Source organism: Sinorhizobium sp. 7-81, from assembly GCF_030124405.1.
Lineage (GTDB): Bacteria > Pseudomonadota > Alphaproteobacteria > Rhizobiales > Rhizobiaceae > Sinorhizobium > Sinorhizobium psoraleae.
The window spans coordinates 1,484,656-1,506,068 of sequence record NZ_JASKLT010000001.1 but is presented as its reverse complement, the minus strand read 5'-3'; the positions used below and the strand labels follow the sequence as shown (position 1 = coordinate 1,506,068).

At 60.1% G+C, this 21,413-nt stretch carries 32 protein-coding genes; 9 read left to right on the top strand and 23 right to left on the bottom strand.

Annotated features, from left to right (window positions below):
* Positions 1 to 187: 187 nt before the first annotated feature.
* The 3 genes from QN224_RS07270 to fghA are packed head-to-tail and all read left to right on the top strand — an operon-like array spanning position 188 to position 2,162.
* On the top strand, positions 188 to 628 hold the full coding sequence (locus tag QN224_RS07270; RefSeq protein ID WP_173513313.1) for a YaiI/YqxD family protein: 441 nt from the start codon (positions 188 to 190) through the stop codon (positions 626 to 628).
* A 25-nt stretch (positions 629 to 653) separates the two neighbouring features.
* Positions 654 to 1,301 (top strand): DUF1345 domain-containing protein, encoded by a 648-nt coding sequence (locus QN224_RS07265; protein ID WP_283976063.1) that lies wholly within the window; start codon positions 654 to 656, stop codon positions 1,299 to 1,301.
* 27 nt (positions 1,302 to 1,328) lie between these two features.
* Entirely contained in the window at positions 1,329 to 2,162 is an 834-nt protein-coding gene (gene fghA, locus QN224_RS07260; protein WP_283976062.1) for an S-formylglutathione hydrolase, read from the top strand.
* A gap of 44 nt (positions 2,163 to 2,206) precedes the next feature.
* Here fghA and QN224_RS07255 read toward each other — a convergent pair whose 3' ends face one another.
* Complete coding sequence (locus tag QN224_RS07255; RefSeq protein ID WP_173512632.1) at positions 2,207 to 2,518, bottom strand: DUF1883 domain-containing protein; 312 nt, start codon at positions 2,516 to 2,518, stop codon at positions 2,207 to 2,209.
* Between the two features lie 139 nt (positions 2,519 to 2,657).
* On the opposite strand from QN224_RS07255, the gene crcB reads away from it, so the two are divergent.
* From crcB to QN224_RS07235, 4 genes are all read left to right on the top strand, one after another.
* On the top strand, positions 2,658 to 3,035 hold the full coding sequence (crcB, locus tag QN224_RS07250; RefSeq protein ID WP_173512631.1) for a fluoride efflux transporter CrcB: 378 nt from the start codon (positions 2,658 to 2,660) through the stop codon (positions 3,033 to 3,035).
* Positions 3,036 to 3,116: 81 nt separating this feature from the next.
* Positions 3,117 to 4,109, top strand: coding sequence for an RluA family pseudouridine synthase (locus QN224_RS07245; protein ID WP_283976061.1), 993 nt, complete (start codon positions 3,117 to 3,119; stop codon positions 4,107 to 4,109).
* Positions 4,109 to 4,774, top strand: a complete 666-nt coding sequence (locus QN224_RS07240) for an HAD-IA family hydrolase (RefSeq protein ID WP_283976060.1) — start codon at positions 4,109 to 4,111, stop codon at positions 4,772 to 4,774. Before QN224_RS07245 ends, QN224_RS07240 begins: the two co-directional genes overlap by 1 nt.
* Positions 4,767 to 5,552 (top strand): ATP12 family chaperone protein, encoded by a 786-nt coding sequence (locus QN224_RS07235; RefSeq protein WP_283976059.1) that lies wholly within the window; start codon positions 4,767 to 4,769, stop codon positions 5,550 to 5,552. The genes QN224_RS07240 and QN224_RS07235 overlap by 8 nt, the downstream gene beginning before the upstream one ends.
* Before the next feature lie 150 nt (positions 5,553 to 5,702).
* Here QN224_RS07235 and sugE read toward each other — a convergent pair whose 3' ends face one another.
* From sugE to QN224_RS07220, 3 genes are all read right to left on the bottom strand, one after another.
* Positions 5,703 to 6,017, bottom strand: coding sequence for a quaternary ammonium compound efflux SMR transporter SugE (sugE, locus tag QN224_RS07230; protein WP_283976058.1), 315 nt, complete (start codon positions 6,015 to 6,017; stop codon positions 5,703 to 5,705).
* Between the two features lie 262 nt (positions 6,018 to 6,279).
* Entirely contained in the window at positions 6,280 to 7,590 is a 1,311-nt protein-coding gene (locus QN224_RS07225; RefSeq protein WP_173512626.1) for a replication-associated recombination protein A, read from the bottom strand.
* Positions 7,587 to 8,981: a DegQ family serine endoprotease gene (locus QN224_RS07220; protein WP_283976057.1), complete on the bottom strand. Its 1,395-nt coding sequence runs from the start codon at positions 8,979 to 8,981 to the stop codon at positions 7,587 to 7,589. The genes QN224_RS07225 and QN224_RS07220 overlap by 4 nt, the downstream gene beginning before the upstream one ends.
* Positions 8,982 to 9,176: 195 nt before the next feature.
* Between QN224_RS07220 and msrP the strand changes: the two genes are divergently transcribed.
* Together msrP and msrQ are read left to right on the top strand one after the other, a co-directional pair.
* Positions 9,177 to 10,118, top strand: a complete 942-nt coding sequence (gene msrP, locus QN224_RS07215) for a protein-methionine-sulfoxide reductase catalytic subunit MsrP (protein ID WP_283976056.1) — start codon at positions 9,177 to 9,179, stop codon at positions 10,116 to 10,118.
* 2 nt (positions 10,119 to 10,120) lie between these two features.
* Positions 10,121 to 10,777, top strand: coding sequence for a protein-methionine-sulfoxide reductase heme-binding subunit MsrQ (gene msrQ / locus QN224_RS07210; RefSeq protein WP_283976055.1), 657 nt, complete (start codon positions 10,121 to 10,123; stop codon positions 10,775 to 10,777).
* A 144-nt stretch (positions 10,778 to 10,921) separates the two neighbouring features.
* Here msrQ and rplQ read toward each other — a convergent pair whose 3' ends face one another.
* The 19 genes from rplQ to rplP form a co-directional block, all read right to left on the bottom strand.
* Positions 10,922 to 11,347 (bottom strand): 50S ribosomal protein L17, encoded by a 426-nt coding sequence (gene rplQ, locus QN224_RS07205; protein ID WP_173512622.1) that lies wholly within the window; start codon positions 11,345 to 11,347, stop codon positions 10,922 to 10,924.
* A gap of 146 nt (positions 11,348 to 11,493) precedes the next feature.
* Positions 11,494 to 12,504, bottom strand: a complete 1,011-nt coding sequence (locus QN224_RS07200; RefSeq protein ID WP_136504366.1) for a DNA-directed RNA polymerase subunit alpha — start codon at positions 12,502 to 12,504, stop codon at positions 11,494 to 11,496.
* 106 nt (positions 12,505 to 12,610) lie between these two features.
* On the bottom strand, positions 12,611 to 13,000 hold the full coding sequence (rpsK, locus tag QN224_RS07195) for a 30S ribosomal protein S11 (RefSeq protein WP_003536496.1): 390 nt from the start codon (positions 12,998 to 13,000) through the stop codon (positions 12,611 to 12,613).
* Between the two features lie 229 nt (positions 13,001 to 13,229).
* Positions 13,230 to 13,598 carry a 30S ribosomal protein S13 gene (gene rpsM, locus QN224_RS07190; RefSeq protein WP_014328076.1) on the bottom strand — a complete coding sequence of 123 codons (369 nt, stop codon included), beginning with the start codon at positions 13,596 to 13,598 and terminating at the stop codon, positions 13,230 to 13,232.
* Positions 13,599 to 13,831: 233 nt separating this feature from the next.
* Positions 13,832 to 14,410, bottom strand: a complete 579-nt coding sequence (locus QN224_RS07185; RefSeq protein WP_283976054.1) for an adenylate kinase — start codon at positions 14,408 to 14,410, stop codon at positions 13,832 to 13,834.
* Positions 14,407 to 15,747 (bottom strand): preprotein translocase subunit SecY, encoded by a 1,341-nt coding sequence (secY, locus tag QN224_RS07180; protein WP_173512620.1) that lies wholly within the window; start codon positions 15,745 to 15,747, stop codon positions 14,407 to 14,409. Before secY ends, QN224_RS07185 begins: the two co-directional genes overlap by 4 nt.
* A 233-nt stretch (positions 15,748 to 15,980) precedes the next feature.
* Positions 15,981 to 16,451, bottom strand: coding sequence for a 50S ribosomal protein L15 (gene rplO, locus QN224_RS07175; RefSeq protein ID WP_283976053.1), 471 nt, complete (start codon positions 16,449 to 16,451; stop codon positions 15,981 to 15,983).
* A 13-nt stretch (positions 16,452 to 16,464) separates the two neighbouring features.
* On the bottom strand, positions 16,465 to 16,668 hold the full coding sequence (rpmD, locus tag QN224_RS07170) for a 50S ribosomal protein L30 (RefSeq protein ID WP_026617379.1): 204 nt from the start codon (positions 16,666 to 16,668) through the stop codon (positions 16,465 to 16,467).
* Between the two features lie 12 nt (positions 16,669 to 16,680).
* The gene (rpsE, locus tag QN224_RS07165) at positions 16,681 to 17,250 is read right to left on the bottom strand and encodes a 30S ribosomal protein S5 (protein WP_173512618.1); all 570 of its coding nucleotides are present in this window, start codon (positions 17,248 to 17,250) and stop codon (positions 16,681 to 16,683) included.
* A gap of 135 nt (positions 17,251 to 17,385) precedes the next feature.
* Positions 17,386 to 17,748: a 50S ribosomal protein L18 gene (gene rplR, locus QN224_RS07160; RefSeq protein WP_173512617.1), complete on the bottom strand. Its 363-nt coding sequence runs from the start codon at positions 17,746 to 17,748 to the stop codon at positions 17,386 to 17,388.
* Positions 17,749 to 17,760: 12 nt separating this feature from the next.
* On the bottom strand, positions 17,761 to 18,294 hold the full coding sequence (gene rplF, locus QN224_RS07155; protein WP_173512616.1) for a 50S ribosomal protein L6: 534 nt from the start codon (positions 18,292 to 18,294) through the stop codon (positions 17,761 to 17,763).
* Positions 18,295 to 18,334: 40 nt separating this feature from the next.
* Positions 18,335 to 18,733 (bottom strand): 30S ribosomal protein S8, encoded by a 399-nt coding sequence (gene rpsH, locus QN224_RS07150; protein ID WP_136504358.1) that lies wholly within the window; start codon positions 18,731 to 18,733, stop codon positions 18,335 to 18,337.
* 12 nt (positions 18,734 to 18,745) lie between these two features.
* Positions 18,746 to 19,051 (bottom strand): 30S ribosomal protein S14, encoded by a 306-nt coding sequence (gene rpsN, locus QN224_RS07145; protein WP_026617384.1) that lies wholly within the window; start codon positions 19,049 to 19,051, stop codon positions 18,746 to 18,748.
* A 34-nt stretch (positions 19,052 to 19,085) separates the two neighbouring features.
* A complete protein-coding gene (gene rplE, locus QN224_RS07140; RefSeq protein WP_283976052.1) occupies positions 19,086 to 19,643 on the bottom strand; it encodes a 50S ribosomal protein L5 in 558 nt (185 codons plus the stop codon).
* Positions 19,636 to 19,947: a 50S ribosomal protein L24 gene (gene rplX / locus QN224_RS07135; protein WP_136504356.1), complete on the bottom strand. Its 312-nt coding sequence runs from the start codon at positions 19,945 to 19,947 to the stop codon at positions 19,636 to 19,638. The genes rplE and rplX overlap by 8 nt, the downstream gene beginning before the upstream one ends.
* 14 nt (positions 19,948 to 19,961) lie before the next feature.
* Positions 19,962 to 20,330 (bottom strand): 50S ribosomal protein L14, encoded by a 369-nt coding sequence (gene rplN / locus QN224_RS07130; protein WP_012707761.1) that lies wholly within the window; start codon positions 20,328 to 20,330, stop codon positions 19,962 to 19,964.
* Between the two features lie 178 nt (positions 20,331 to 20,508).
* Positions 20,509 to 20,745 (bottom strand): 30S ribosomal protein S17, encoded by a 237-nt coding sequence (rpsQ, locus tag QN224_RS07125; protein WP_173512614.1) that lies wholly within the window; start codon positions 20,743 to 20,745, stop codon positions 20,509 to 20,511.
* Positions 20,746 to 20,757: 12 nt separating this feature from the next.
* Complete coding sequence (rpmC, locus tag QN224_RS07120; RefSeq protein WP_173512613.1) at positions 20,758 to 20,958, bottom strand: 50S ribosomal protein L29; 201 nt, start codon at positions 20,956 to 20,958, stop codon at positions 20,758 to 20,760.
* Between the two features lie 12 nt (positions 20,959 to 20,970).
* Complete coding sequence (gene rplP / locus QN224_RS07115; RefSeq protein WP_011975175.1) at positions 20,971 to 21,384, bottom strand: 50S ribosomal protein L16; 414 nt, start codon at positions 21,382 to 21,384, stop codon at positions 20,971 to 20,973.
* Positions 21,385 to 21,413: the final 29 nt, after the last annotated feature.

The following is a 21,413-nucleotide window of genomic DNA, read 5'->3' as shown; positions in this document are numbered from 1 at the left end:
GATCGAGATCGACCCGATGATCACCCACACGATGCCGCTCGACGACATCAACAAGGGCTTCGAACTGATGCATTCCGGCGAAAGCATCCGCAGCGTCGTCCTCTACTAAGCTGTCAAACTGGATCAACAGAGCGCCGGAATCGATTGTATTTCGGCGCTTCTTGACTGTTCGGAAGTGCGCTTAAACATGATCTATGTCGATGCCGACGCCTGTCCCGTGAAGGCGGAAATCCTGAAAGTGGCAGAGCGTCACGGTTTCGAGGTGACTTTGGTCGCCAATTCCGGCCTGCGCCCGTCACGAGACCCGATGGTGCACAACGTAATCGTATCGGCGGGCTTCGATGCAGCCGACGACTGGATTGCCGAACGCGCAGGAGAAGGCGACATCGTGGTTACGGCGGACGTCCCGCTCGCCGCACGCTGTGTCGCCGCTGGCGCGCTCGTCACCGGACCGTCCGGTCGGCTCTTCGACAAGAGCAACATCGGCATGGCTTCGGCCATGCGCGACCTCGGCGCGCACTTAAGGGAAACCGGCGAAAGCAAAGGCTACAATGCAGCCTTCACGGCAAGGGACCGCTCGGCCTTCCTGGAGACACTTGACCGGCTCTGCCGCCAAGCCAAACGATGAACGCGGAAGGACGCTGGGCCGCGCGATGAAACGGACGACAAGGCTGCGACACTGGCCATTCTATGCCGCGCTTGGCTGCGCCTTGCTGAGCCTACCGATCTCCCTGGTCCTTGCTCCACGCTTTGCGCTGGAGATCACCGCCATCACATTCTTCTGCGTTTATCTCATCAAGGCGGCCGTGCGGCTCAGGCGCTTGACCGGAAGTTATCTCGAACACCATGCGCATAGCACCGACGAACCTGAAGCGGTCATTTTTCTGGTTACCCTTGCTGCGGCTGCCGTCTCGCTGCTGTCACTTTTCCTGGCGCTCAATCGGCAAGATCAGGGCAATGGCTTCGACCTGCCCCTCGCCTTTGCTTCCGTGGGACTCGGCTGGGCGACGATCCACACCATGGCGGCAATGCATTACGCGCACGTCTATTGGGTGGCCGACGAGAGCCGTGATCCGATCGAGCCGGCACGCGGACTTATGTTTCCGGAAACGGACATGCCCGGCGGCTATGACTTTCTCTATTTCGCCTTCGTCATCGGCATGACTGCGCAAACATCGGACGTGGCGATCACGGCAACGGCGATGCGCCGCATCAATCTGGCGCATGCCGTCGTTTCGTTCTTCTTCAACACCGTGCTGGTCGCCGCGGCGGTCAACGCCGCTGTCCAGTTGGCCGGCTGACGCCTGCCCTACTTCAAGGAGTAAGTCATGAAAGTTATCTCGCAAAATACTGCCTTTGGCGGCATGCAGGGCGTCTTTTCCCACGATTCGGCCGCCTGTAAGGGCGAAATGACCTTTGCCGTCTATGTGCCGCCGCAGGCGATCAACCAGCCGCGCCCGGTCCTCTGGTATCTGTCCGGGCTTACCTGTACCCACGCGAACGTGATGGAAAAGGGCGAGTATCGGCGCATGGCCTCAGAGCTTGGCCTCATCATCGTCTGCCCGGACACCAGTCCGCGCGGCAACGATGTGCCCGACGAAGTGACCAACTGGCAGATGGGCAAGGGTGCCGGCTTCTATCTCGACGCGACGGAAATGCCCTGGGCCGAGCATTATCAGATGTACACGTACATCACGGAGGAACTGCCCGCCGTCGTCAGCCAGCATTTTCGCATGGATATGAGCCGACAGGGCATTTTCGGCCATTCGATGGGTGGGCATGGCGCAATGACGATCGCCCTCAAGAATCCTCAGCGTTTCAGGAGCTGCTCGGCCTTTGCGCCGATCGTGGAACCCTCGACCGCCGATTGGTCGATCGGTGCTTTCGAAAAATACCTCGGCTCGGACAAGACGACCTGGCGCCAGTACGATGCCTGCGCATTGGTCAGGGACGGGGCACGCTTCCCGGAGTTCCTGATCGATCAAGGTAAGGCGGACGGATTTCTCGAGAACGGCTTGCGCCCCTGGTTGTTCGAGGAGGCGATAAACGGATCCGGAATAGGGCTGACGCTCCGGATGCATGAGCGTTACGACCATTCCTATTACTTCATTTCGACCTTCATGGACGATCATCTGAAATGGCACGCCGAGCGGCTCGGCTGAGACGGGTCATGTGGGCGCGTCTGATAAGACGCGCGGCGCTTTAGTCACGACATGGATTGAAAACGTGGCTGGCCAGCCGTTTCGACCAGGCGGACACTTGACTCGGCAAGACCGTGGTGACCTTCCATGTCGATGACGAGGTGCCAATGGGCGGTCTCGGGAATGGTCATGCGCAGCGGCGATTTTCGCGCGACGCCGCCAAGAAATTGATGCTTCAACGTCTCCCGGTACCGGGTGAAGTTATCGTCGGTCATCAGCCGGACGTTGGCGACGGCGGACAGCGTCACTTCGATCGTTGTCCCGGCCCTTTGTTCCTTGAGGTCGTAGTGCGTATAGTTCACTGCTCGTTTTGTCATCGCCAACCTGGACCGGAAACCTGCATGAGAAATTTCTCACAATGCTAGCCAGTGCCACTTAACGAATGGTTTTGCACCCCGCTGCGGGGCGCTCGCCCCGCGATCGTCGCCCTCATCTACCCCAACGGAAATCGGCTCCATGTTCCATATCCTGCTCGTCGGCGCCGGCGGCGCGCTGGGCTCCGTGCTACGTTATCTCGTCGGCCTCTGGACGCTCCATCGGTTCGGCCCCGCCTTTCCCTGGGGCACCTTGTGCGTAAACGTCAGTGGCTCGTTCCTGATCGGCTTCCTGGCGGAGTTCATCATGCGCAAGATGGGGGCGTCTGCGGAGATGCGCGTGTTCCTGATCACCGGCGTGCTTGGGGGTTACACCACCTTCTCCGCCTTCTCGCTGGATGCGATAACCCTGCTGGAACACGGCCAGCAGACGCTCGGTATCGCCTATATCATCGCAAGCGTCACTCTTTCCATCCTTGCCGTCTTCGCCGGACTGGCCCTGATGCGCGCAATGGTCTAAAGCCAGCAATTCAAAGTGCTACAGCGTCCTTTGCGCGTCTGATAAGACGCGCGGCGCCGTAGAAGAACAGGATTTTTGCAGATGGCAGGCATAGAACACAGGCAGGTGGACGGTGACGAGGCGGGAATGCGTCTCGACCGCTGGTTCAAGGTGCATTTTCCCGGGCTCGGCTTCGGACCGCTGCAGAAGCTGCTGCGCTCCGGTCAGATCCGCGTAGACGGCGCCCGCGCGAAATCCGACACGCGCGTTCAGCCGGGCCAGACGATCCGCATTCCGCCTCTCGGCGTCGATGCGAAGGACACCAAGAGGGGTCCGATCGGCGGTCGTGACTTGCGCCATTCACCCGATGGCGAGTTGCTGTCGCGCATGGTGCTCCACGAAGACGCCAAGGTGATCGTGCTCAACAAGCCCGCCGGACTTGCCGTGCAGGGCGGTTCCGGCGTCAGCCGCCATATCGACAAGATGCTTGAAGCGTGGACGAGCCAGAAGGGCGAAAAGCCGCGACTGGTGCACCGTCTCGACCGCGACACGTCGGGCGTCCTCGTCGTCGCCCGTACCCGCGGCGCCGCACAGCAGTTGACCGCCGCCTTCCGCGAGCGTGACACCAAGAAGACCTATTGGGCCCTGGTCAAAGGCGTGCCGCGCAAGCGCGAGGACCGTATTTCGACGTGGCTCGTCAAGGAGCAGACGCCAGACGGGGACCGCATGCGGATTGCCAAACACGGCGACGAAGGTGCCGACCATGCGATTTCCTATTACCGTATCGTCGAGCAAGCCGGGCAGAACCTCGCCTGGCTCGAAATGGAACCCTATACCGGCCGCACGCACCAGCTCCGCGTCCACGCCGCTCACATCGGTCATCCAATCATTGGGGATCCGAAATACTTCGAGGCGGACATCAACTGGACCTTCCCGGGCGGGATGCAGAATCGGCTGCATTTGCACGCCCGGCATATCGATATTCCGCATCCGAACGGTGGGCGACTGAAGGTCACCGCCCCCCTGCCCCCGCATATGGTGCAGAGCTGGAACCTGCTCGGCTTCGACGAAAACACGGCCGACGGGGAAGACTGATGAAACTCGTCCTGTTCGACTGCGATGGGACGCTGGTCGACAGCGTCGGGTTGATCCACGAAGTGATGGCCCGCACCTTCGAAGCCTTTGACCATCCGCGGCCGACGACCGAAGCGACCAAGGCGATCATCGGCTTGACGCTCGACATAGCGATCGCCCGACTGCTGGGCCGGCAACACGTCGACGATCAAGCGACCATAATGACGGCACATTACAAGGAGATCTTTGCTTCTGTGCGGGGTGAAGCGGGCTTTCAGGAGCAGCTGTTTCCCGGCATTGCCGAAATGTTGCAGACGCTCGCCTCGCGCGATGAATTGCTGATCGGCGCCGTAACCGGAAAATCGCGCCGGGGCCTTACACACATCTCCGCCACCCATGGGCTCGACAAGATCTTCTTCGTTTCCCGGACTGCCGACGATTGCCCGTCGAAACCGCACCCGGCGATGGTCATGGAATGCTGTGCGGAGGCGGGTATCGATGCGAAGGACACGATCGTCATCGGTGATGCGATCTTCGACATGCAGATGGCGAAGGCGGCCGGCGCGGATGCTCTCGGGGTCGCCTGGGGCTATGCAAGCGTGCCGAACCTGATCGAAGCTGGCGCCGACCACATTGCCCACGTACCGGGAGACATAATCGAATGGATGGAGCGCAACCATGCCTGATATACGCGACGAGTTGAGCGGCGCGCTGAGCCATGAAGACCCGGTGCGGCGTGCACAAATCCAGATGCAAAAGCCGCTAGCCAAGCGCTTCTATAAGGATGTTAGCATCGGTCCCGCGGACGACGGCGCTCATGCCGTGCTTCTTGACGGCCGCACGGTGCGCACACCGAAAAGACACCCGCTTGCGGTTCCGACGCGCAAGCTTGCCGAACTGTTGGCGGCCGAGTGGGATGCGCAATCCGAGGCCATCGACCCTACGGCAATGCCGATCACGCGCATCGTCAACACGGCGATTGACGGCGTCGCGGTCGATCATCGCGCAGTGTTCGACGATATTCTGCGCTTCGCGGGCAGCGATCTTCTCTGCTATCGCGCCGACGGTCCGGAAGGGCTCGTCGCACGACAGAACGATCTCTGGAACCCAGTCCTCGACTGGGCAGCGCAATCACTTGGCGCCCGCTTCATTCTGATTGAGGGCGTGATCCACCAGGAACAGCCCCCCGAAGCAATCTCGGCCTATGCCGAAGGCCTGCGTGCCTTTGCGACGCCGCTCGGACTCGCTTGCCTGCATACGCTGACGACACTCACCGGATCAGCACTGCTCGCGCTCGCCTTTGCCATGGGGCGGCTGACAGCAGAGGAAGCCTGGACCGCCGCCCATGTCGACGAGGACTGGCAGATCGAACATTGGGGAACCGACGAGGAGGCTTTCCAGCGCCGCGAGAACCGCTGGCAGGAAATGAAGGCGGCCGCAACGGCGCTCGACGCCTTGAAATAGCGTCGAGCACGGGAGTTGCCTGCCGTTACGACAGACAACTCACCCTACAGCGCCCGCGCGTCTTCTCAGACGCGCGAAAGGACGCTGTAGCACTTTGAATTGCTGTTTTATCCGTAAATCGGCTCCGATTTTACGGAAACATGCAAAAAGTTAGGCGAAAAATTTGAGACCGGCGATGCCGGCGACAATCAGGCCTATGCAGCCGAGACGAATGAATGTCGCCGGCTCGGCAAATAGAAAAATTCCCAGCACAACCGTGCCCACGGTTCCAATGCCGGTCCAAACGGCGTAGGCCGTGCCGAGCGGCAGCGAACGGACAGCAATACCGAGAAGCACGATGCTCAAGATCATCGATCCGACCGTCAGCACCGTCGGCGTGACCCGCGTAAAACCATCCGTGTATTTGAGACCGATCGCCCAGCCGATTTCGAGAATGCCGGCAAGCAGAAGGGTGAACCAGGCCATTTTCAAACTCCCTTGTCTGGAGCGAGGCCGTCCCCGCGGATGTTCGGGACGATAGATATCGAACCCGTGCAGCCGTCTGCAATAGGCGCTCTATGCCACGGCGACTTGCGGGGAGCAAGGCACCTCCCGGCAAGTCTGCCCTGCGCGGCGGGCAGATGTCGCCTTGGATCGTTTCATTGTTTCATTGAAACAGTAAGGTGATCCAACTCTTTGAGACTACGCAATTCTGGACGAAAACCGTTACACGCTTTCCTGGATTGCTCTAAGAGTTTCGCTCGCGCCGAAGTTTTTGCCACCACTCCAGTCGCTTGCGAAGCTCGCGCTCGAAGCCGCGCTCAGGCGGGTCGTAGAAAGTCTTGCGCCCCATCTTCTCCGGAAAATAGTCCTGCCCCGAAAATGCGTCCGGCTCGTCATGGTCGTAACGATATCCCTCGCCGTAGCCCTCGCCCTTCATAAGCTTCGTCGGAGCATTGAGAATATGTTTCGGCGGAAGCAGCGAGCCGTTTTCCTTCGCCGCGCGCATTGCCGCCTTGTAGGCCGTGTAGACCGCGTTCGACTTCGGTGCCGTCGCGAGATAGACACAGGCCTCGGCCAGCGCAAGCTCGCCTTCTGGCGAGCCGAGATAGTCATAGGCATCCTTGGCGGCGTTGCAGATGACGAGCGCCTGAGGATCCGCGAGACCGATGTCTTCGACGGCCATGCGGACCAGCCGCCTGCCGAGATAAAGCGGGTCCTCGCCGGCATCGAACATGCGGCAGAGATAATAAAGCGCAGCATCGGGATCGGAGCCACGAACGGACTTGTGGAGCGCCGAGATCAGATTGTAATGCCCGTCCTGGCCCTTGTCGTAAACAGGGGCACGACGCTGGACGATGTTCTGCAGAGCATTGGCATCGAAGATTTCATCCCGACGCGCCGCGCGCCAGACTTCTTCGGCGAGCGTCAGCACGGCGCGCCCATCGCCGTCCGCCATGCGCAGGAGGCTGGCGCGGGCATCCTCGTCGAGCGGCAGCGGCTTGCCCTCCGCCTGCTCGGCGCGCCGCAAGAGTTCCTCCAGGCTCGCTTCGTCATGCGGCTTGAAGGTCAAGACGCGTGCGCGCGACAGGAGCGCGGCATTGAGCTCGAAAGACGGGTTCTCCGTCGTCGCGCCGACAAGGATCACCGTTCCATCTTCCATCACCGGCAGAAAGCTATCCTGCTGGGCCCGGTTGAAGCGGTGGATCTCGTCTACGAACAGCAGGGTCTGCCGGCCCGACATCCGTCTGGCGCGCGCAGACTCGAACACTTTCTTGAGGTCAGCGACGCCGGAGAAGATCGCCGAAATCTGCTCGAAGGCGAGGCCAGCTTCTCCGGAGAGCAGGCGGGCGACCGTCGTCTTGCCCGTGCCCGGCGGCCCCCAAAAGATCATAGAGCCCAGCGAACCGGATGCTATCATGCGCGTAAGGGTACCATCTTCGCCGGTCAGGTGCTCCTGCCCGGTGACTTCGGCAAGCGTCCGCGGCCGCAGCCGATCGGCGAGCGGCCTCGCCGACGCCATTTCCGGTGGTTCAACTGGAGAAAACAGGTCGCTCATCGGAAGAACTGTCGGATGATCTGGCCGTCGCGCTCAATCTCGACGCGCCAGACGGATGCGTCCTCAGCCATCACGGTCTCCAGCGTCTCCGAACTGTCGATGGCCGTTCCGTTGACCGAGCGGACGATGTCCTTCGGTTCGAGGCCTATACGGGCCGCCGGTGAGCCACGGTTGATCTCGGTCACGACGACACCCTGCAGGGAAGTCGGCATGCGCAACTCTTCCGCCAGTCGGGGTGACAGATTTGCCACCACTGCACCAGCGAAAGGATTGCGCCCCTCGATCAAGCGCTCATCACGCGGCGAGGTCTCCGGTGCCTGCTCGAGCTTCAGGACGACGTCGCGCGTCTCTCCGTTGTCGGAAATCGTCACGCGCGCTTCGTGACCGATGCCGACGGTCGTCAGGCGATAACCGAGCGCGTCGGGATGCTCGACGGCAATGCCGTTGACCGCGCTAACCACTTGCCCGGGCTTGATGCCGGCGGCTGCGGCCGGACCGTTCGCGGCGACGGCCGTGACCAGAGCGCCGCGTGCCCGGTCGAGCCCGAGCGCCTCGGCCACCTCGGACGTGACAGGTTCAAAGGTCGCGCCGATGAAGGGACGGATGAAGGAGCCGCCGCCGCCCTCCGCGGACGCGACAAAGACCTTGACCAGATTGGCGGGAATAGCGAAGCCGACGCCGTTGGAGCCACCGCCCCTCGAAAAGATCGCCGTATTGATGCCGATCAGTTGTCCGTTCATGTCGATCAGACCACCGCCGGAATTGCCTGGATTAATGGCGGCGTCCGTCTGAATAAAGAAGCCGAAGTCGCCGGAGGTAATCTGGTTACGGGCGAGCGCCGATACGATGCCGCTCGTGACCGTCTGGCCGACGCCGAACGGATTGCCCATCGCGAGGACCAGATCGCCCACCTCGACGGCATCGGAGTCGCCGATGGGAATGATGTCGAACGGCCCGTCCGACTGGATCTTCAGGACGGCCAGGTCGAGCCGGTCATCCTTGAGCATGATCTTGCAGGGGAATTCGCGACCGTCGGCAAGCGCGACCTTGATGTCGTCAGCGCCCTCGATAACGTGGTTGTTCGTGACGACGACGCCGTTCCGACCGACGATCACGCCCGACCCGAGCGACGACTGTTTTTCGGTCCTGTTCGGCATGCGTTGGCCGAAGAACTCTTCGAAGAAGGGATCGGCAAAAACCGATCGCCGCTCGACGACCCGTTCGGCATAGACGTTCACCACGGCATTCGCCGTCTGCTTGACCAGAGGCGCAAAGGAAAGCTGCATCTCGGCGCGGGATTCGGGCACGACCTTCGCGTCCTGCGCCGCCGCCGGAACGGACAGTGCAACCGCGAGGACGAGCGGAACCAATGCTCGACGGCCAAAGATCATGTAGCACTTCTCCCTTTCGTTGCCGCTACGTTCAGATAGGATTTCGTGAGAAAAAAGGCAAACGGCTGAACGGGGTAACACTCACGGCCAACGCACGAAAACGTGGTTCCGCGCACCTTTTCCAGTGATTGAAACTCTGATCATCTAGGTCGGGACCTAATCTCCCATGTCAGCTATCGTTATCGAGGAAGTTCCATGCCTGCCTATCGCCCGCCGTGTATCGCTGCGTCAGAGATAACGCCCGAACGCTTCTTCCTCAATCGAAGGACATTTCTTACGGCCGCAGCCGGCGGGCTGGTCCTGGGTGGGGCGACGGCCGCGGGTGCGGCGGCGCTCAAGGCTTCGGCGAGCCCGTATCAGGTCGATGAGGCCATGACGCCTGAGGAGGATGTGACGAGCTACAATAACTATTACGAATTCGGCACTGGCAAAGGCGATCCAGCCGCCAATGCCGGGGCGTTCAAGTCTTCGCCCTGGACGGTGAAAGTCGACGGCTTGGTCGGCAGGCCGAAGGAATTCGGGCTTGAGGAGCTTCTGGCCTTCCCCCTTGAAGAGCGGATCTATCGTATGCGCTGTGTCGAGGCCTGGTCGATGGTCATCCCATGGATCGGCTTTCCGCTGGCGGCACTTCTCGACAAGGTCGAACCGCTCGGGAGCGCCAAATACGTCGCCTTCGAGACCGTCGTAAGGCCGGAGGAAATGCCCGGCCAGGCCGGCTATTTCCAGCCGCTGGAATGGCCCTATCGTGAAGGCTTGAGGCTGGACGAGGCACGACACCCGCTGACGATCCTTTCGATCGGACTCTACGGCAAGACCCTGCCGAACCAGAATGGCGCGCCGATCCGGCTGGTGGTGCCGTGGAAGTACGGCTTCAAGGGGATCAAGTCGATCGTTCGAATCTCACTGACCGAGACGGCGCCGCCCTGCACGTGGAATCTCAGTGCTCCGAACGAGTACGGCTTCTACGCCAATGTGAACCCTGCCGTCGATCACCCGCGCTGGAGCCAGGCGACGGAGAATCGCATCGGCGAAGGCGGCTTCTTCGGCGCCAATCGGCGCGACACGCTCCCCTTCAACGGGTATGGAGAGGACGTCGCCAGCCTCTATTCCGGCATGGATCTAGGAGCGAATTTCTGACGATGGCCATCCTCCCCGCCCTGCCGAAGCGCTTCCATGGTCCTTCCGTCTGGGTGCTTTATGCACTCGGCTTCTGTCCGGCGATATCGGCCTTCTATCTTGGCGCAACAGGACAGCTGCCCGGCAACGCCGTCAAGGAGTTCGAACATCTGCTGGGCCTTTGGGCGCTTCGCTTCCTCGTCGCTACGCTGACGATCACGCCGATCCGTGATCTTTTCGGCATGAACTGGCTGCGATACCGTCGCGCGCTCGGCCTGCTCGCCTTCTACTATGTTCTGATGCACTTTCTGGCCTATATGGTGCTGGACCAGACGTTGCGAATTCAGCCGATCATCGCCGATATAGCTCGCCGGCCTTTCATAACCATAGGCATGGCTGCGCTCGCGATGTTGCTTCCACTTGCGCTCACGTCGAACAATTGGTCGATCCGCAGGCTCGGGGCACGATGGAACAAGCTTCATCGACTGGCCTATGTGATAGCGGCTGCCGGCGCTCTTCATTTCGCCATGGCTGTGAAGGTGGTGGGACCGGAGCAGGTGCTTTATCTCGTTCTCGTCGCCCTGCTCCTTGGGTGGCGCGCGGTCCGAACGCGCTTCCTTCGCTGGAAGCGTCAGCAGGCAGTTCCAACTCGTTCCGCAATGGAAAAAGCGGCCGGGTGATTGTCACCCGGCCGCTCAATTCCTTCGATCGCTTCCTCCAGCGCCGCGCGTCTTATCAGGCGCGCAAATAGCTCTGTAGCACTTTGAGCTGCTGCATGTTTCTATCCTTATATCGGCTCCGATTTAAGGAACATGCGGTAGCGATCAGGCTGCTTCGGCCGCCTCGGCTTCGGCTGCAACGCGAGCGCGGTCCTTCGCGCCCTTGGCATCGACATCGCGGTCAACGAATTCGATGACGGCGAGAGCGGCGTTGTCACCATGACGGAAGCCTGCCTTCATGATGCGCAGGTAGCCGCCGTTGCGGGTGGCGTAACGCGACGCGATCGTGTCGAACAGTTTCGAGACGACGGCGGCGTCGCGGATCTGCGAGATCGCCTGACGGCGGGCATGCAGGTCGCCGCGCTTGCCGAGCGTGACAAGCTTTTCGACGATCGGACGGATTTCCTTTGCCTTCGGCAGGGTCGTGACGATCTGTTCGTGTTCGATCAGCGAAGCTGCCATGTTGGCAAACATCGCCTTGCGGTGGCTAGCGGTTCTATTCAGCTTGCGGCCGGCTTTACCGTGGCGCATGGCTATTCTCCTTTACTTGCAGGCATCCGCCCGCAGTCTAATGGGGCGTATATTCCGCTGAGAGCCGAAGGCTTGTAGCGATGAGACATATACGCAGTTTAACTTTCTAAGGCCAGCTTTACGCGTTCTCTCGAACGCGTGCGGCCTTAGTATTGGTCTTCGTAACGCTTGGCGAGATCTTCGATGTTCTCAGGCGGCCAAGACGGCACTTCCATGCCGAGGTGCAGGCCCATGGAAGCGAGAACTTCCTTGATTTCGTTGAGCGACTTGCGACCAAAATTCGGTGTGCGGAGCATTTCTGCTTCGGTCTTCTGAATGAGGTCGCCGATATAGACGATGTTGTCGTTCTTCAGGCAGTTGGCCGAACGGACGGAGAGCTCCAGCTCGTCGACCTTCTTGAGAAGCGCCGGGTTGAAAGCGAGTTCGGTGACTGCCTCTTCCTCTGCTTCCTTGTGCGGCTCTTCGAAGTTGACGAAGACCGAGAGCTGGTCCTGAAGGATGCGCGCCGCAAAGGCAATCGCATCTTCACCGGTGACAGAGCCATCGGTTTCGATGGACATCGTCAGCTTGTCATAGTCGAGAACCTGGCCTTCACGGGTGTTTTCCACCTTGTAAGAGACCTTCTTGACCGGAGAGTACAGGCTGTCGACCGGAATGAGGCCAATCGGCGCATCTTCCGAGCGGTTGCGGTCAGCCGGCACGTAGCCCTTGCCGTTGTTTACGGTGAACTCCATGCGGATTTCCGCGCCCTCGTCGAGGGTGCAGATCACATGGTTCGGGTTGAGGATTTCGATGTCGCCAACCGTCTGGATATCACCGGCCGTCACGACGCCCGGGCCCTGCTTGCGCACGACCATGCGCTTTGCGTCGTCGCCATCCATCTTGATGGCGATTTCCTTGATGTTGAGCACGATGTCGGTCACATCTTCCCGTACGCCCGGGATCGAGGAGAACTCGTGCAGCACGCCGTCGATCTGCACCGCGGTAACAGCAGCACCGCGCAGCGACGACAGAAGCACGCGGCGAAGCGCGTTGCCAAGCGTCAGGCCAAAGCCGCGCTCAAGCGGCTCCGCGACCAACGTTGCCTTGGTGCGGCCGGAGGAGGCGAACTCCACCTTGTTCGGCTTGATCAATTCCTGCCAATTTTTCTGGATCATGTTTTCTGCCTTCCGTTCGTTGCCACCATCCAATCGTGACAACCGAGCCCCGAAGTCCGGGAGAGCGCCTGAACGCCGCCCTCACCGGGATGTTGAATGCATATGATCAGACGCGGCGCTTCTTGCGCGGGCGGCAGCCGTTGTGCGGGATCGGGGTCACATCGCGGATCGACGTGATCATGAAGCCCGCAGCCTGCAGCGCGCGAAGTGCGGACTCACGACCCGAACCCGGACCGCAAACTTCCACTTCCAGCGACTTCATGCCGTGCTCCTGAGCCTTCTTGGCGCAGTCTTCAGCGGCAATCTGAGCGGCAAACGGGGTCGACTTACGCGAACCCTTGAAACCCTTTGCACCGGCGGACGACCAGGCAATTGCATTGCCCTGTGCGTCGGTGATGGTGATCATCGTGTTGTTGAACGACGAATTGACGTGTGCGACGCCAGACGTGATGTTCTTGCGCTCGCGGCGGCGAACGCGGGTGGCTTCCTTGGCCATTGGATCCCTTTCTTAGATCTCTGCACCGCCGTAATTCCAGCGGCTCCACCGGGAAAAGGATTGTTCGTCCCCTGCCCTGCATCTTCACTTCTTGCCGAACCGGCGCGCCGGCTCGACGGATCTTTCGCGACACCGATACCGGTCCGCGACGGTCGGGCAGATCGCCCTCCCAAACTGCAAAAGGAGGCCGGCGCACGACGCCAGCCTCCCGCCTTCCCTTTTCGGGAAATTACTTCTTCTTGCCGGCGATCGCCTTTGCCGGACCCTTGCGGGTGCGGGCGTTGGTGTGCGTGCGCTGACCGCGCACCGGCAAACCGCGACGATGGCGAAGGCCACGGTAGCAGCCGAGATCCATCAGGCGCTTGATGTTCATCGAGGTTTCGCGACGCAGATCGCCCTCGACCTGGTAGTCACGGTCGATCGTTTCACGGATCTGAAGGACCTCAGCATCCGTCAACTGATGCACGCGGCGATCAGCCGGAATACCGACCTTCTCGATGATTTCCTGTGCGAATTTCGTGCCGATCCCGTGAATATACGTCAGCGCGATGACGACGCGCTTTGCGGTCGGGATGTTGACGCCAGCGATACGTGCCACGTCTATTCTCCTTGCGTTCCAGTTGCCATCCGGCAATAGGTGCTTCGTTACGCGACCTCGAAGAGCCGCACGTTAATTGAGGTTCGAGACACGTCAAAAACGACCGTACCCGGACTTCATTGCTTTGAAGACCGCGCCGATCGCTTCTCATGTCGCGAGTTGACGCTGTCTTTGGAGGAATCGGCCGGAAAAGTCAACTCCCCCGGTGGTTCCATTTTGGCAAAGACGAATGTCTAAGCCAGAATCCTCTCGATTTCGGCGGTTACGGTATTCACGTCCGCCATGCCGTCCACCGTCTTCAACTGGCCGGTATCGGCATAGTATTCCGACAGCGGAGCCGTCTTTTCGCGATATTCCGTCAGGCGGCGCTTGAAGGCTTCCGGATTGTCGTCGGAGCGAACGGTTCCGCCCGCAGCGACGGTTTCCGCTACGCGATTCTCCATCCGCCGCACAAGAGCTGCCTCATCGACTTTCAGCTCGATGACGGCATCGAGTTTCAGGCCCTTGCTTTCAAGCATCCGGTCCAGCGCCACGGCCTGCGGCACGGTGCGCGGATAACCGTCGAGGATGAACCCCTTGGCGCAATCCGGCGCGTCGATACGATCAGAGACGATTTCATTGACGATTTCGTCGGAAACGAGCTGGCCGGCATCCATGACCGCCTTTGCCCGCTTGCCCACTTCAGTCGCCTGAGCCACGGCCGCCCGTAGCATGTCGCCTGTGGAAAGCTGCGGAATGCCGTATCTCTCCGTCAGAAGCTTGGCCTGTGTTCCTTTGCCAGCGCCCGGCGGTCCCAAAAAAATCAGTCTCATCGTCCCCTCTTTCCTCCGCGCAGCTTCGACTTCTTGATCAGCCCCTCATATTGCTGAGCAATGAGGTGACCCTGGATCTGTGCTACCGTATCAAGGGTCACGCTGACAACAATCAAAAGCGACGTACCACCAAGGTAGAACGGCACGCCGGTCTGCGAGATGAGGATTTCAGGCAGGATGCATACGAAGATCAGGTAGATCGCACCGATAACCGTGATGCGCGTCAACACAAAATCGATGTATTCGGCCGTGCGCTCACCCGGGCGAATGCCCGGAATAAAGCCGCCATGTTTCTTCAGATTGTCCGCCGTATCCTTCGGATTGAACACGATCGCGGTGTAGAAGAAGGCGAAGAAGGCAATCATGGCGCCGTAGAGCACCATATAGAGCGGCTGGCCATGGCCAAGCGCGGTGACGATCGCCGTCGCCCAGCCGGGCAGCGTCGCCGTGTTGGCGAAACCAGCCAGCGTCGCCGGCAGAAGCAGCAGCGAGGAAGCAAAGATCGCCGGAATGACGCCCGAGGTGTTGAGCTTCAGCGGCAGGTGCGACGTATCGCCCTGGAACATCCGATTGCCCACCTGACGCTTCGGATACTGGATCAGCAGTCGACGCTGCGCGCGCTCAACGAACACGATCAGTGCGATCACAGCCACGACCATGACGATGATCGCCAGAATGAGCGGGGTCGAGAGTGCGCCTGTGCGGCCGAGTTCGAGCGTACCGGCCAGCGCCGACGGAAGCGCCGCGACAATACCGGCAAAGATGATAAGCGAGATGCCGTTGCCGATGCCGCGCGAAGTGATCTGCTCACCGAGCCACATCAGGAACATCGTACCGCCGAGAAGCGAAATCACGGTGGAGATCCGGAAGAACCAACCCGGATCGCCCACTAGGCCACTGCCGCTCTCAAGGCCGATGGCAATGCCATACGCCTGCATCGCGCCAAGAAGCACCGTGCCGTAGCGGGTGTACTGGTTGATGATCTTGCGGCCCTGCTCGCCTTCCTTCTTCAATTGCTCGAGCGCCGGAACTACCGACGTCATCAGCTGTACGATGATCGAGGCGGAAATGTAGGGCATGATGCCGAGCGCGAAGATCGCCATGCGCTCTACTGCACCGCCCGAAAACATGTTGAAGAGCCCGAGGATACCGCCGCTCTGCCCCTGGAAGGCCTGTGCAAACGCTTCCGGGTTGAGGCCGGGCAGCGGGATATAGGTGCCGAGACGGTAAACCAGAAGCGCACCAAGCGTGAACCAGAGGCGCTTTTTCAGATCTTCCGCCTTGGCGAAAGTCGAAAAATTCAGGTTCGAGGCGAGCTGTTCCGCTGCAGAAGCCATGCGATTCTCCGCGTACCAAATTTCGGAATCAGCGGGAAAACCCGGTCAGTTCCGGAAAGAGTAAGTTTTCGTCTTGGAAAACCGGACGCGAGGCGATTGTCGCTGCAATCGGATGCCTCACCGTGGTTTCCGCTATGTCCGCCGCGGCGAGCGATTCGCCGCTTCGAACGTGAGGCTCACATATGGGAGCAAAACCGCCCGGAGTGAAGCACCCGGGCGGTTCATCAGTCATATTATTCCGCGGCTGCTGCGAGCAGCTTGATCGAACCACCGGCCTTTTCGATCTTCTCGATCGCCGGCTTGGAAGCGCCGGCAACTTCGAGCGAGACCTTGGCCTTCAGTTCACCATCAGCCAGAACGCGGACGCCGTCCTTGGCACGACGGATAACGCCGGCAGCCTTGAGCGCAGCCGCATCGACCGTCTTCGACGCGTCGAGCTTCTTGGCGTCGACGGCTGCCTGGATGCGACCGAGCGACACAACGACAAACTCCGAAGCGAAGATGTTGTTGAAGCCGCGCTTCGGCAGGCGACGGTAGATGGGCATCTGGCCGCCTTCGAAGCCGTTGATGGCAACGCCCGAGCGAGCCTTCTGACCCTTCACACCCCGGCCACCGGTCTTGCCGGAGCCGGAACCGATACCGCGACCAAGACGCTTGCGGTTCTTCGTCGAACCTTCGTTGTCCTTGATTTCATTCAGTTTCATTTCTGGATCCCCCTCACTTCTCGTCGACAACGCGAACGAGGTGCTGGACGGCCCGGATCATGCCGCGAACGGCCGGAGTGTCTTCCAGCGTGCGAACCCGGTGCATCTTGTTGAGGCCCAGGCCGATGAGCGTCTGACGCTGTACGGCCGGACGGCGAATGGGGCTACCGATCTGCTCGACGGTAACCGTCTTCTTGGCAACTTCTTTCTTAGCCATCTGTCAGCTCCCTTATTCTTCGGAAGCAGCGCCGGCGGCAACGCGACGAGACTGGAGCGTGGCGTACTTCATGCCGCGCTGTGCCGCGATGTCCTTCGGGTGCATCTGGTTCTTGAGCGCGTCGAAAGTCGCGCGAACCATGTTGTAGGGGTTCGACGAACCGGTCGACTTGGCGACGACGTCGTGAACGCCGAGCGTTTCAAAGACGGCGCGCATCGGGCCACCGGCGATGATACCGGTACCGGCCTTGGCCGAACGCAGCAGCACCTTGCCGGCGCCGTGACGGCCATGGACGTCGTGATGCAGGGTGCGGCCACCACGAAGGGGCACGAAGATCAGGTCGCGCTTTGCAGCTTCCGTCGCCTTGCGGATGGCTTCCGGCACTTCACGCGCCTTGCCATGACCGAAGCCAACACGGCCCTTCTGGTCGCCAACGACGACGAGGGCTGCGAAACCGAAACGACGACCGCCCTTCACCACCTTGGCGACGCGGTTGATTGCGACGAGCTTATCGACAAATTCGCTGTCGCGCTCTTCGCGGCTCTGGCGATCTTCGCGAGAACCTCTTTTTTCTTGTGCCATTGTCCTCTTCCTTTTTCTTTTCCGGGTGCAATCGGCAGATTGACGAAAGCCGCCTCACTTCCTTGGAAATCGAAGCGGCTGGTAGATTTGCGAAGCCGGGCTTTCGCCCGGACATGACTGCCCGGGCGATGAACCTTAGAAGTTCAGGCCGCCTTCGCGAGCTGCCTCGGCCAGCGCCTTGATGCGGCCGTGGTAGATGAAGGCGCCGCGGTCAAAGACAACGTCCTTGACGCCCGCCTGGGATGCGCGCTCCGCAAGGAGCTTGCCGACAGCCGTAGCTGCCGCAGTATCAGCGCCGGTCTTCAGCGAAGACCGCAGATCCGTGTCGAGGGTCGATGCGGAGGCAATGGTCTTGCCGGCAACATCATCGATGATCTGCGCGTAGATGTTCTTCGACGAGCGATGAACCGACAGGCGCGGACGGCCGTTGGCGACCGCCTTGATTTGACGGCGCACGCGGCTGGCGCGACGCACAAGAGTATCTTTCCTGCTAGCCATTTCGCGTGATCCTTACTTCTTCTTGCCTTCTTTGCGGACAATCCGCTCTTCGGCATACTTGACACCCTTGCCCTTGTAGGGCTCGGGGCCACGGTATTCGCGGATTTCCGCAGCTACCTGGCCGACCTGCTGCTTGTTGATGCCGGAGACGACGATTTCCGTCGGCTTCGGAACAGCGATCGTGATGCCTTCCGGCGTCTGGTAGACCACGTCGTGGCTGAAACCGAGCGCCAGCTGCAGGTTCTTGCCCTGCATGGACGCGCGGTAACCGACGCCGTTGATCTCGAGCTTCCGCTCGTAACCGTCCTTCACGCCCTTGAAGATGTTCTCGATCATCGTGCGGGACATGCCCCACTTCGAACGAGCATCCTTGCTCTCATTGAGCGGCTGAACGAGAACCGCATTGTTTTCGAGCTTCACCGAAACTTCGTCGTTTGCGACGAAGAACAGTTCGCCCTTCGGACCCTTCGCCGTTACCTTCTGGCCATCAACGCTAGCCGTGACGCCTGCCGGAACTTGAACGGGTTTCTTACCGATACGAGACATTTTTATACCTGTCTGTTCGCTATGGAGATCCTGCTCGGCCTTAGAAGACCGAGCAAAGAACCTCGCCACCAACATTCTGTTCGCGTGCCTGATGATCGGCCATCACGCCCTTCGGGGTCGAAAGGATGGTGATGCCGAGGCCGTTCGCGACCTGCGGAATGGACTTGACCGAGACATAAACCCGGCGGCCCGGCTTGGAGACGCGTGCGATCTCGCGGATCACGGACGAGCCTTCGTAGTATTTCAGTTCGATGTTCAGCTCGGACTTGCCGTTGCCGAATTCGACTTCGGAGTATCCGCGGATGTAGCCTTCAGCCTGAAGAACATCCAGAACGCGTGCGCGAAGCTTGGAAGCCGGCGTCGAAACGCTGGACTTGCGGCGAGCAGCGCCGTTGCGGATACGGGTGAGCATATCGCCCAAGGGATCAGTCATTGCCATGTGCCCGTCTCCTTACCAGCTCGACTTGACGACGCCCGGCACCTTGCCGAGGTTGCCCAGTTCGCGAAGCGCAATACGCGACATACGAAGTTTGCGATAGTAGGCACGCGGGCGGCCGGTCACTTCGCAGCGATTGCGGATGCGGGTCTTGGAGCCATCACGCGGCAGTTCTGCCAGCTTGAGGGTTGCCTTGAACCGCTCTTCGATCGGCAGAGACTGGTTCATGATGATTGCCTTGAGGGCCGCACGCTTAGCGGCTTGTCCGGCAACCAGTTTGCGGCGGCGCTTGTTCTTTTCAACTGCGCTCGTTTTCGCCATAACAGTTATCCTTCTTTACGCTTGTCGTTACGGATTACTGACGGAACGGGAAGTTGAACTCTGTGAGCAGAGCGCGAGCTTCGTCGTCGTTAGTTGCCGTCGTGCAAACGATGATGTCCATGCCCCACATCTGATCAACCTTGTCGTAGTTGATCTCAGGGAACACAATGTGCTCCTTGATGCCCATGGCGAAATTGCCACGACCATCGAAGGACTTCGGATTGAGGCCACGAAAGTCTCGAACACGCGGAAGAGCGATGTTGATGAGACGATCCAGGAACTCATACATCCGAACGCCGCGCAGGGTAACCTTGGCACCAATCGGCATGCCTTCGCGCAGCTTGAAGCCAGCGATGGAAGTGCGAGCGCGGGTGATCACCGGCTTCTGGCCAGCAATCGCAGCGAGGTCGGCAGCTGCAACGGTCGGCTTCTTGGAATCGCCGGTCGCTTCGCCAACACCCATGTTGATAACGATCTTGTCGAGACGCGGGATCTGCATTTCGTTGACGTAGGAGAACTTCTCCTGCATCGCCTTGCGGATGCGCTCTATATATTCCTTCTTGAGCCGCGGCTCATAAGCGGTCTTAGCCATCGATCACTACTCCCGAACGCTTGGCCACGCGGACCTTCTTGTCACCTTCGATCTTGAAGCCGACGCGGGTCGGCTTGCCGTCCTTCGGATCGGCGACCGCGATGTTCGAAAGATGGATCGGGGCTTCCTTGTTGATGATGCCCGCTTCCTGGCTCTGGGTCTGGCGCTGGTGACGCTTCACCATGTTGACGCCACGCACGACAGCCCGGTCTTCCTTCGGCATGACCTGAATTACCTCGCCGGTACGGCCCTTGTCCTTACCGGTGAGAACGACAACCTTGTCGCCTTTGCGAATCTTCTGCATCTCTCAACGCTCCCTTAGAGTACTTCCGGAGCCAGCGAGATGATCTTCATGTGGTTCTTGGCGCGAAGTTCGCGCGGAACCGGTCCGAAGATACGGGTGCCGATCGGCTCTTTCTTGTTATCGATAAGAACGGCTGCGTTGGTGTCGAAACGAATGACGCTGCCATCCGGACGGCGGATGTCCTTCGCAGTGCGAACGACAACAGCCTTCATGACGTCACCCTTCTTCACGCGGCCGCGCGGAATGGCTTCCTTGATCGAAACGACAATGATGTCGCCGATCGACGCATACTTGCGCTTGGAGCCGCCCAGCACCTTGATGCACATGACACGACGTGCGCCGGAATTATCCGCCACGTCGAGGTTTGTTTGCATCTGAATCATGTCAGGTCGCCTTCTTGTTGTTACCAGGCCGGTTGGGTCGAAACCCCCTCGCCCGGCTTATTGTGCTCATCTCAAAGCAAAAGAACGCCCGGACTCGAGCGTTCCTCAGCTTTAATTGCGTGCTTCATACAGATATTTGCCCGAGACGCAAGGGTCTCGGGGCCAAAACCTGCAGAAATCAAGCCTGGGCGGAAACCACCGTCCAGCGCTTATCCTTCGAGATCGGCGCGCATTCCTCGATGGAAACGACATCACCGACCTTGTACTGGTTGTTTTCGTCGTGGGCCTTGTACTTCTTGGAACGACGGACGGTCTTCTGAAGGATCGGGTGCGCAAAGCGGCGCTCGACCCTGACGACGATAGTCTTGTCGTTCTTGTCGCTGACGACGGTGCCCTGCAGAATGCGTTTCGGCATATTTTCTGGTCCTTAGGCCTTGGCTTCTGCCGCCTTCTGGCGGGCAATTGTTTTGATGCGTGCGATGTCCTTGCGGACCTCGTTAACACGCGAAGACTTCTCGAGCTGGCCTGTTGCCTTCTGGAAGCGCAGGTTGAACTGCTCCTTCTTCAGCTTGGCAAGCTCTTCGTTGAGTTGATCGGCGCTCAGAGCGCGAACATCTGCGGCTTTCATGAGCTTCACTCCTTACTCTGCGATACGCTGCACGAAGCGCGTCTTGACAGAGAGCTTGGCAGCGCCAAGACGAAGTGCCTCACGGGCGAGTTCTTCGCTGACACCATCGATCTCGAACATCATACGACCGGGCTTGACCTTGCATGCCCAGTATTCCACGGAACCCTTACCCTTACCCATGCGGACTTCGGTCGGCTTGGCGGTGACCGGAACGTCCGGGAACACACGGATCCAAACGCGGCCGGCGCGCTTCATGTGGCGGGTGATCGCGCGGCGAGCCGCTTCGATCTCACGGGCGTTGACGCGGTTCGGCTCCTGAGCCTTCAGGCCGAATTCGCCGAAGGCGAGATCAGAACCGCCCTTGGCGACGCCCTTGATGCGGCCCTTGAACTGCTTGCGATACTTCGTACGCTTTGGCTGCAACATTTTTTTACTTCTCCGATATTGGCTGCCAC

What these genes read in the sequence shown, in the direction of transcription:
- rplN (WP_012707761.1), bottom strand. Translation starts at nt 20,330, where the DNA reads ATGATTCAGATGCAAACAAACCTCGACGTGGCGGATAATTCCGGCGCA.
- rpsK (WP_003536496.1), bottom strand. Translation starts at nt 13,000, where the DNA reads ATGGCCAAGGAAGCCACCCGCGTTCGCCGCCGCGAGCGCAAGAACATC.
- msrQ (WP_283976055.1), top strand. Translation starts at nt 10,121, where the DNA reads ATGGCCATCCTCCCCGCCCTGCCGAAGCGCTTCCATGGTCCTTCCGTC.
- rplX (WP_136504356.1), bottom strand. Translation starts at nt 19,947, where the DNA reads ATGCAGAAGATTCGCAAAGGCGACAAGGTTGTCGTTCTCACCGGTAAG.
- rplP (WP_011975175.1), bottom strand. Translation starts at nt 21,384, where the DNA reads ATGTTGCAGCCAAAGCGTACGAAGTATCGCAAGCAGTTCAAGGGCCGC.
- rpsN (WP_026617384.1), bottom strand. Translation starts at nt 19,051, where the DNA reads ATGGCGAAAACGAGCGCAGTTGAAAAGAACAAGCGCCGCCGCAAACTG.
- crcB (WP_173512631.1), top strand. Translation starts at nt 2,658, where the DNA reads ATGTTCCATATCCTGCTCGTCGGCGCCGGCGGCGCGCTGGGCTCCGTG.
- fghA (WP_283976062.1), top strand. Translation starts at nt 1,329, where the DNA reads ATGAAAGTTATCTCGCAAAATACTGCCTTTGGCGGCATGCAGGGCGTC.
- QN224_RS07220 (WP_283976057.1), bottom strand. Translation starts at nt 8,981, where the DNA reads ATGATCTTTGGCCGTCGAGCATTGGTTCCGCTCGTCCTCGCGGTTGCA.
- QN224_RS07265 (WP_283976063.1), top strand. Translation starts at nt 654, where the DNA reads ATGAAACGGACGACAAGGCTGCGACACTGGCCATTCTATGCCGCGCTT.
- msrP (WP_283976056.1), top strand. Translation starts at nt 9,177, where the DNA reads ATGCCTGCCTATCGCCCGCCGTGTATCGCTGCGTCAGAGATAACGCCC.
- rpmD (WP_026617379.1), bottom strand. Translation starts at nt 16,668, where the DNA reads ATGGCTAAGAAAGAAGTTGCCAAGAAGACGGTTACCGTCGAGCAGATC.
- rplE (WP_283976052.1), bottom strand. Translation starts at nt 19,643, where the DNA reads ATGGCTAAGACCGCTTATGAGCCGCGGCTCAAGAAGGAATATATAGAG.
- QN224_RS07270 (WP_173513313.1), top strand. Translation starts at nt 188, where the DNA reads ATGATCTATGTCGATGCCGACGCCTGTCCCGTGAAGGCGGAAATCCTG.
- rpsQ (WP_173512614.1), bottom strand. Translation starts at nt 20,745, where the DNA reads ATGCCGAAACGCATTCTGCAGGGCACCGTCGTCAGCGACAAGAACGAC.
- rpsE (WP_173512618.1), bottom strand. Translation starts at nt 17,250, where the DNA reads ATGGCACAAGAAAAAAGAGGTTCTCGCGAAGATCGCCAGAGCCGCGAA.
- rplO (WP_283976053.1), bottom strand. Translation starts at nt 16,451, where the DNA reads ATGAAACTGAATGAAATCAAGGACAACGAAGGTTCGACGAAGAACCGC.
- secY (WP_173512620.1), bottom strand. Translation starts at nt 15,747, where the DNA reads ATGGCTTCTGCAGCGGAACAGCTCGCCTCGAACCTGAATTTTTCGACT.
- rplF (WP_173512616.1), bottom strand. Translation starts at nt 18,294, where the DNA reads ATGTCTCGTATCGGTAAGAAACCCGTTCAAGTTCCGGCAGGCGTCACG.
- QN224_RS07240 (WP_283976060.1), top strand. Translation starts at nt 4,109, where the DNA reads ATGAAACTCGTCCTGTTCGACTGCGATGGGACGCTGGTCGACAGCGTC.
- QN224_RS07235 (WP_283976059.1), top strand. Translation starts at nt 4,767, where the DNA reads ATGCCTGATATACGCGACGAGTTGAGCGGCGCGCTGAGCCATGAAGAC.
- rplR (WP_173512617.1), bottom strand. Translation starts at nt 17,748, where the DNA reads ATGGCTAGCAGGAAAGATACTCTTGTGCGTCGCGCCAGCCGCGTGCGC.
- rplQ (WP_173512622.1), bottom strand. Translation starts at nt 11,347, where the DNA reads ATGCGCCACGGTAAAGCCGGCCGCAAGCTGAATAGAACCGCTAGCCAC.
- QN224_RS07185 (WP_283976054.1), bottom strand. Translation starts at nt 14,410, where the DNA reads ATGAGACTGATTTTTTTGGGACCGCCGGGCGCTGGCAAAGGAACACAG.
- rpmC (WP_173512613.1), bottom strand. Translation starts at nt 20,958, where the DNA reads ATGAAAGCCGCAGATGTTCGCGCTCTGAGCGCCGATCAACTCAACGAA.
- QN224_RS07245 (WP_283976061.1), top strand. Translation starts at nt 3,117, where the DNA reads ATGGCAGGCATAGAACACAGGCAGGTGGACGGTGACGAGGCGGGAATG.
- rpsH (WP_136504358.1), bottom strand. Translation starts at nt 18,733, where the DNA reads ATGGCAATGACTGATCCCTTGGGCGATATGCTCACCCGTATCCGCAAC.
- QN224_RS07255 (WP_173512632.1), bottom strand. Translation starts at nt 2,518, where the DNA reads ATGACAAAACGAGCAGTGAACTATACGCACTACGACCTCAAGGAACAA.
- QN224_RS07225 (WP_173512626.1), bottom strand. Translation starts at nt 7,590, where the DNA reads ATGAGCGACCTGTTTTCTCCAGTTGAACCACCGGAAATGGCGTCGGCG.
- QN224_RS07200 (WP_136504366.1), bottom strand. Translation starts at nt 12,504, where the DNA reads ATGATCCAGAAAAATTGGCAGGAATTGATCAAGCCGAACAAGGTGGAG.
- sugE (WP_283976058.1), bottom strand. Translation starts at nt 6,017, where the DNA reads ATGGCCTGGTTCACCCTTCTGCTTGCCGGCATTCTCGAAATCGGCTGG.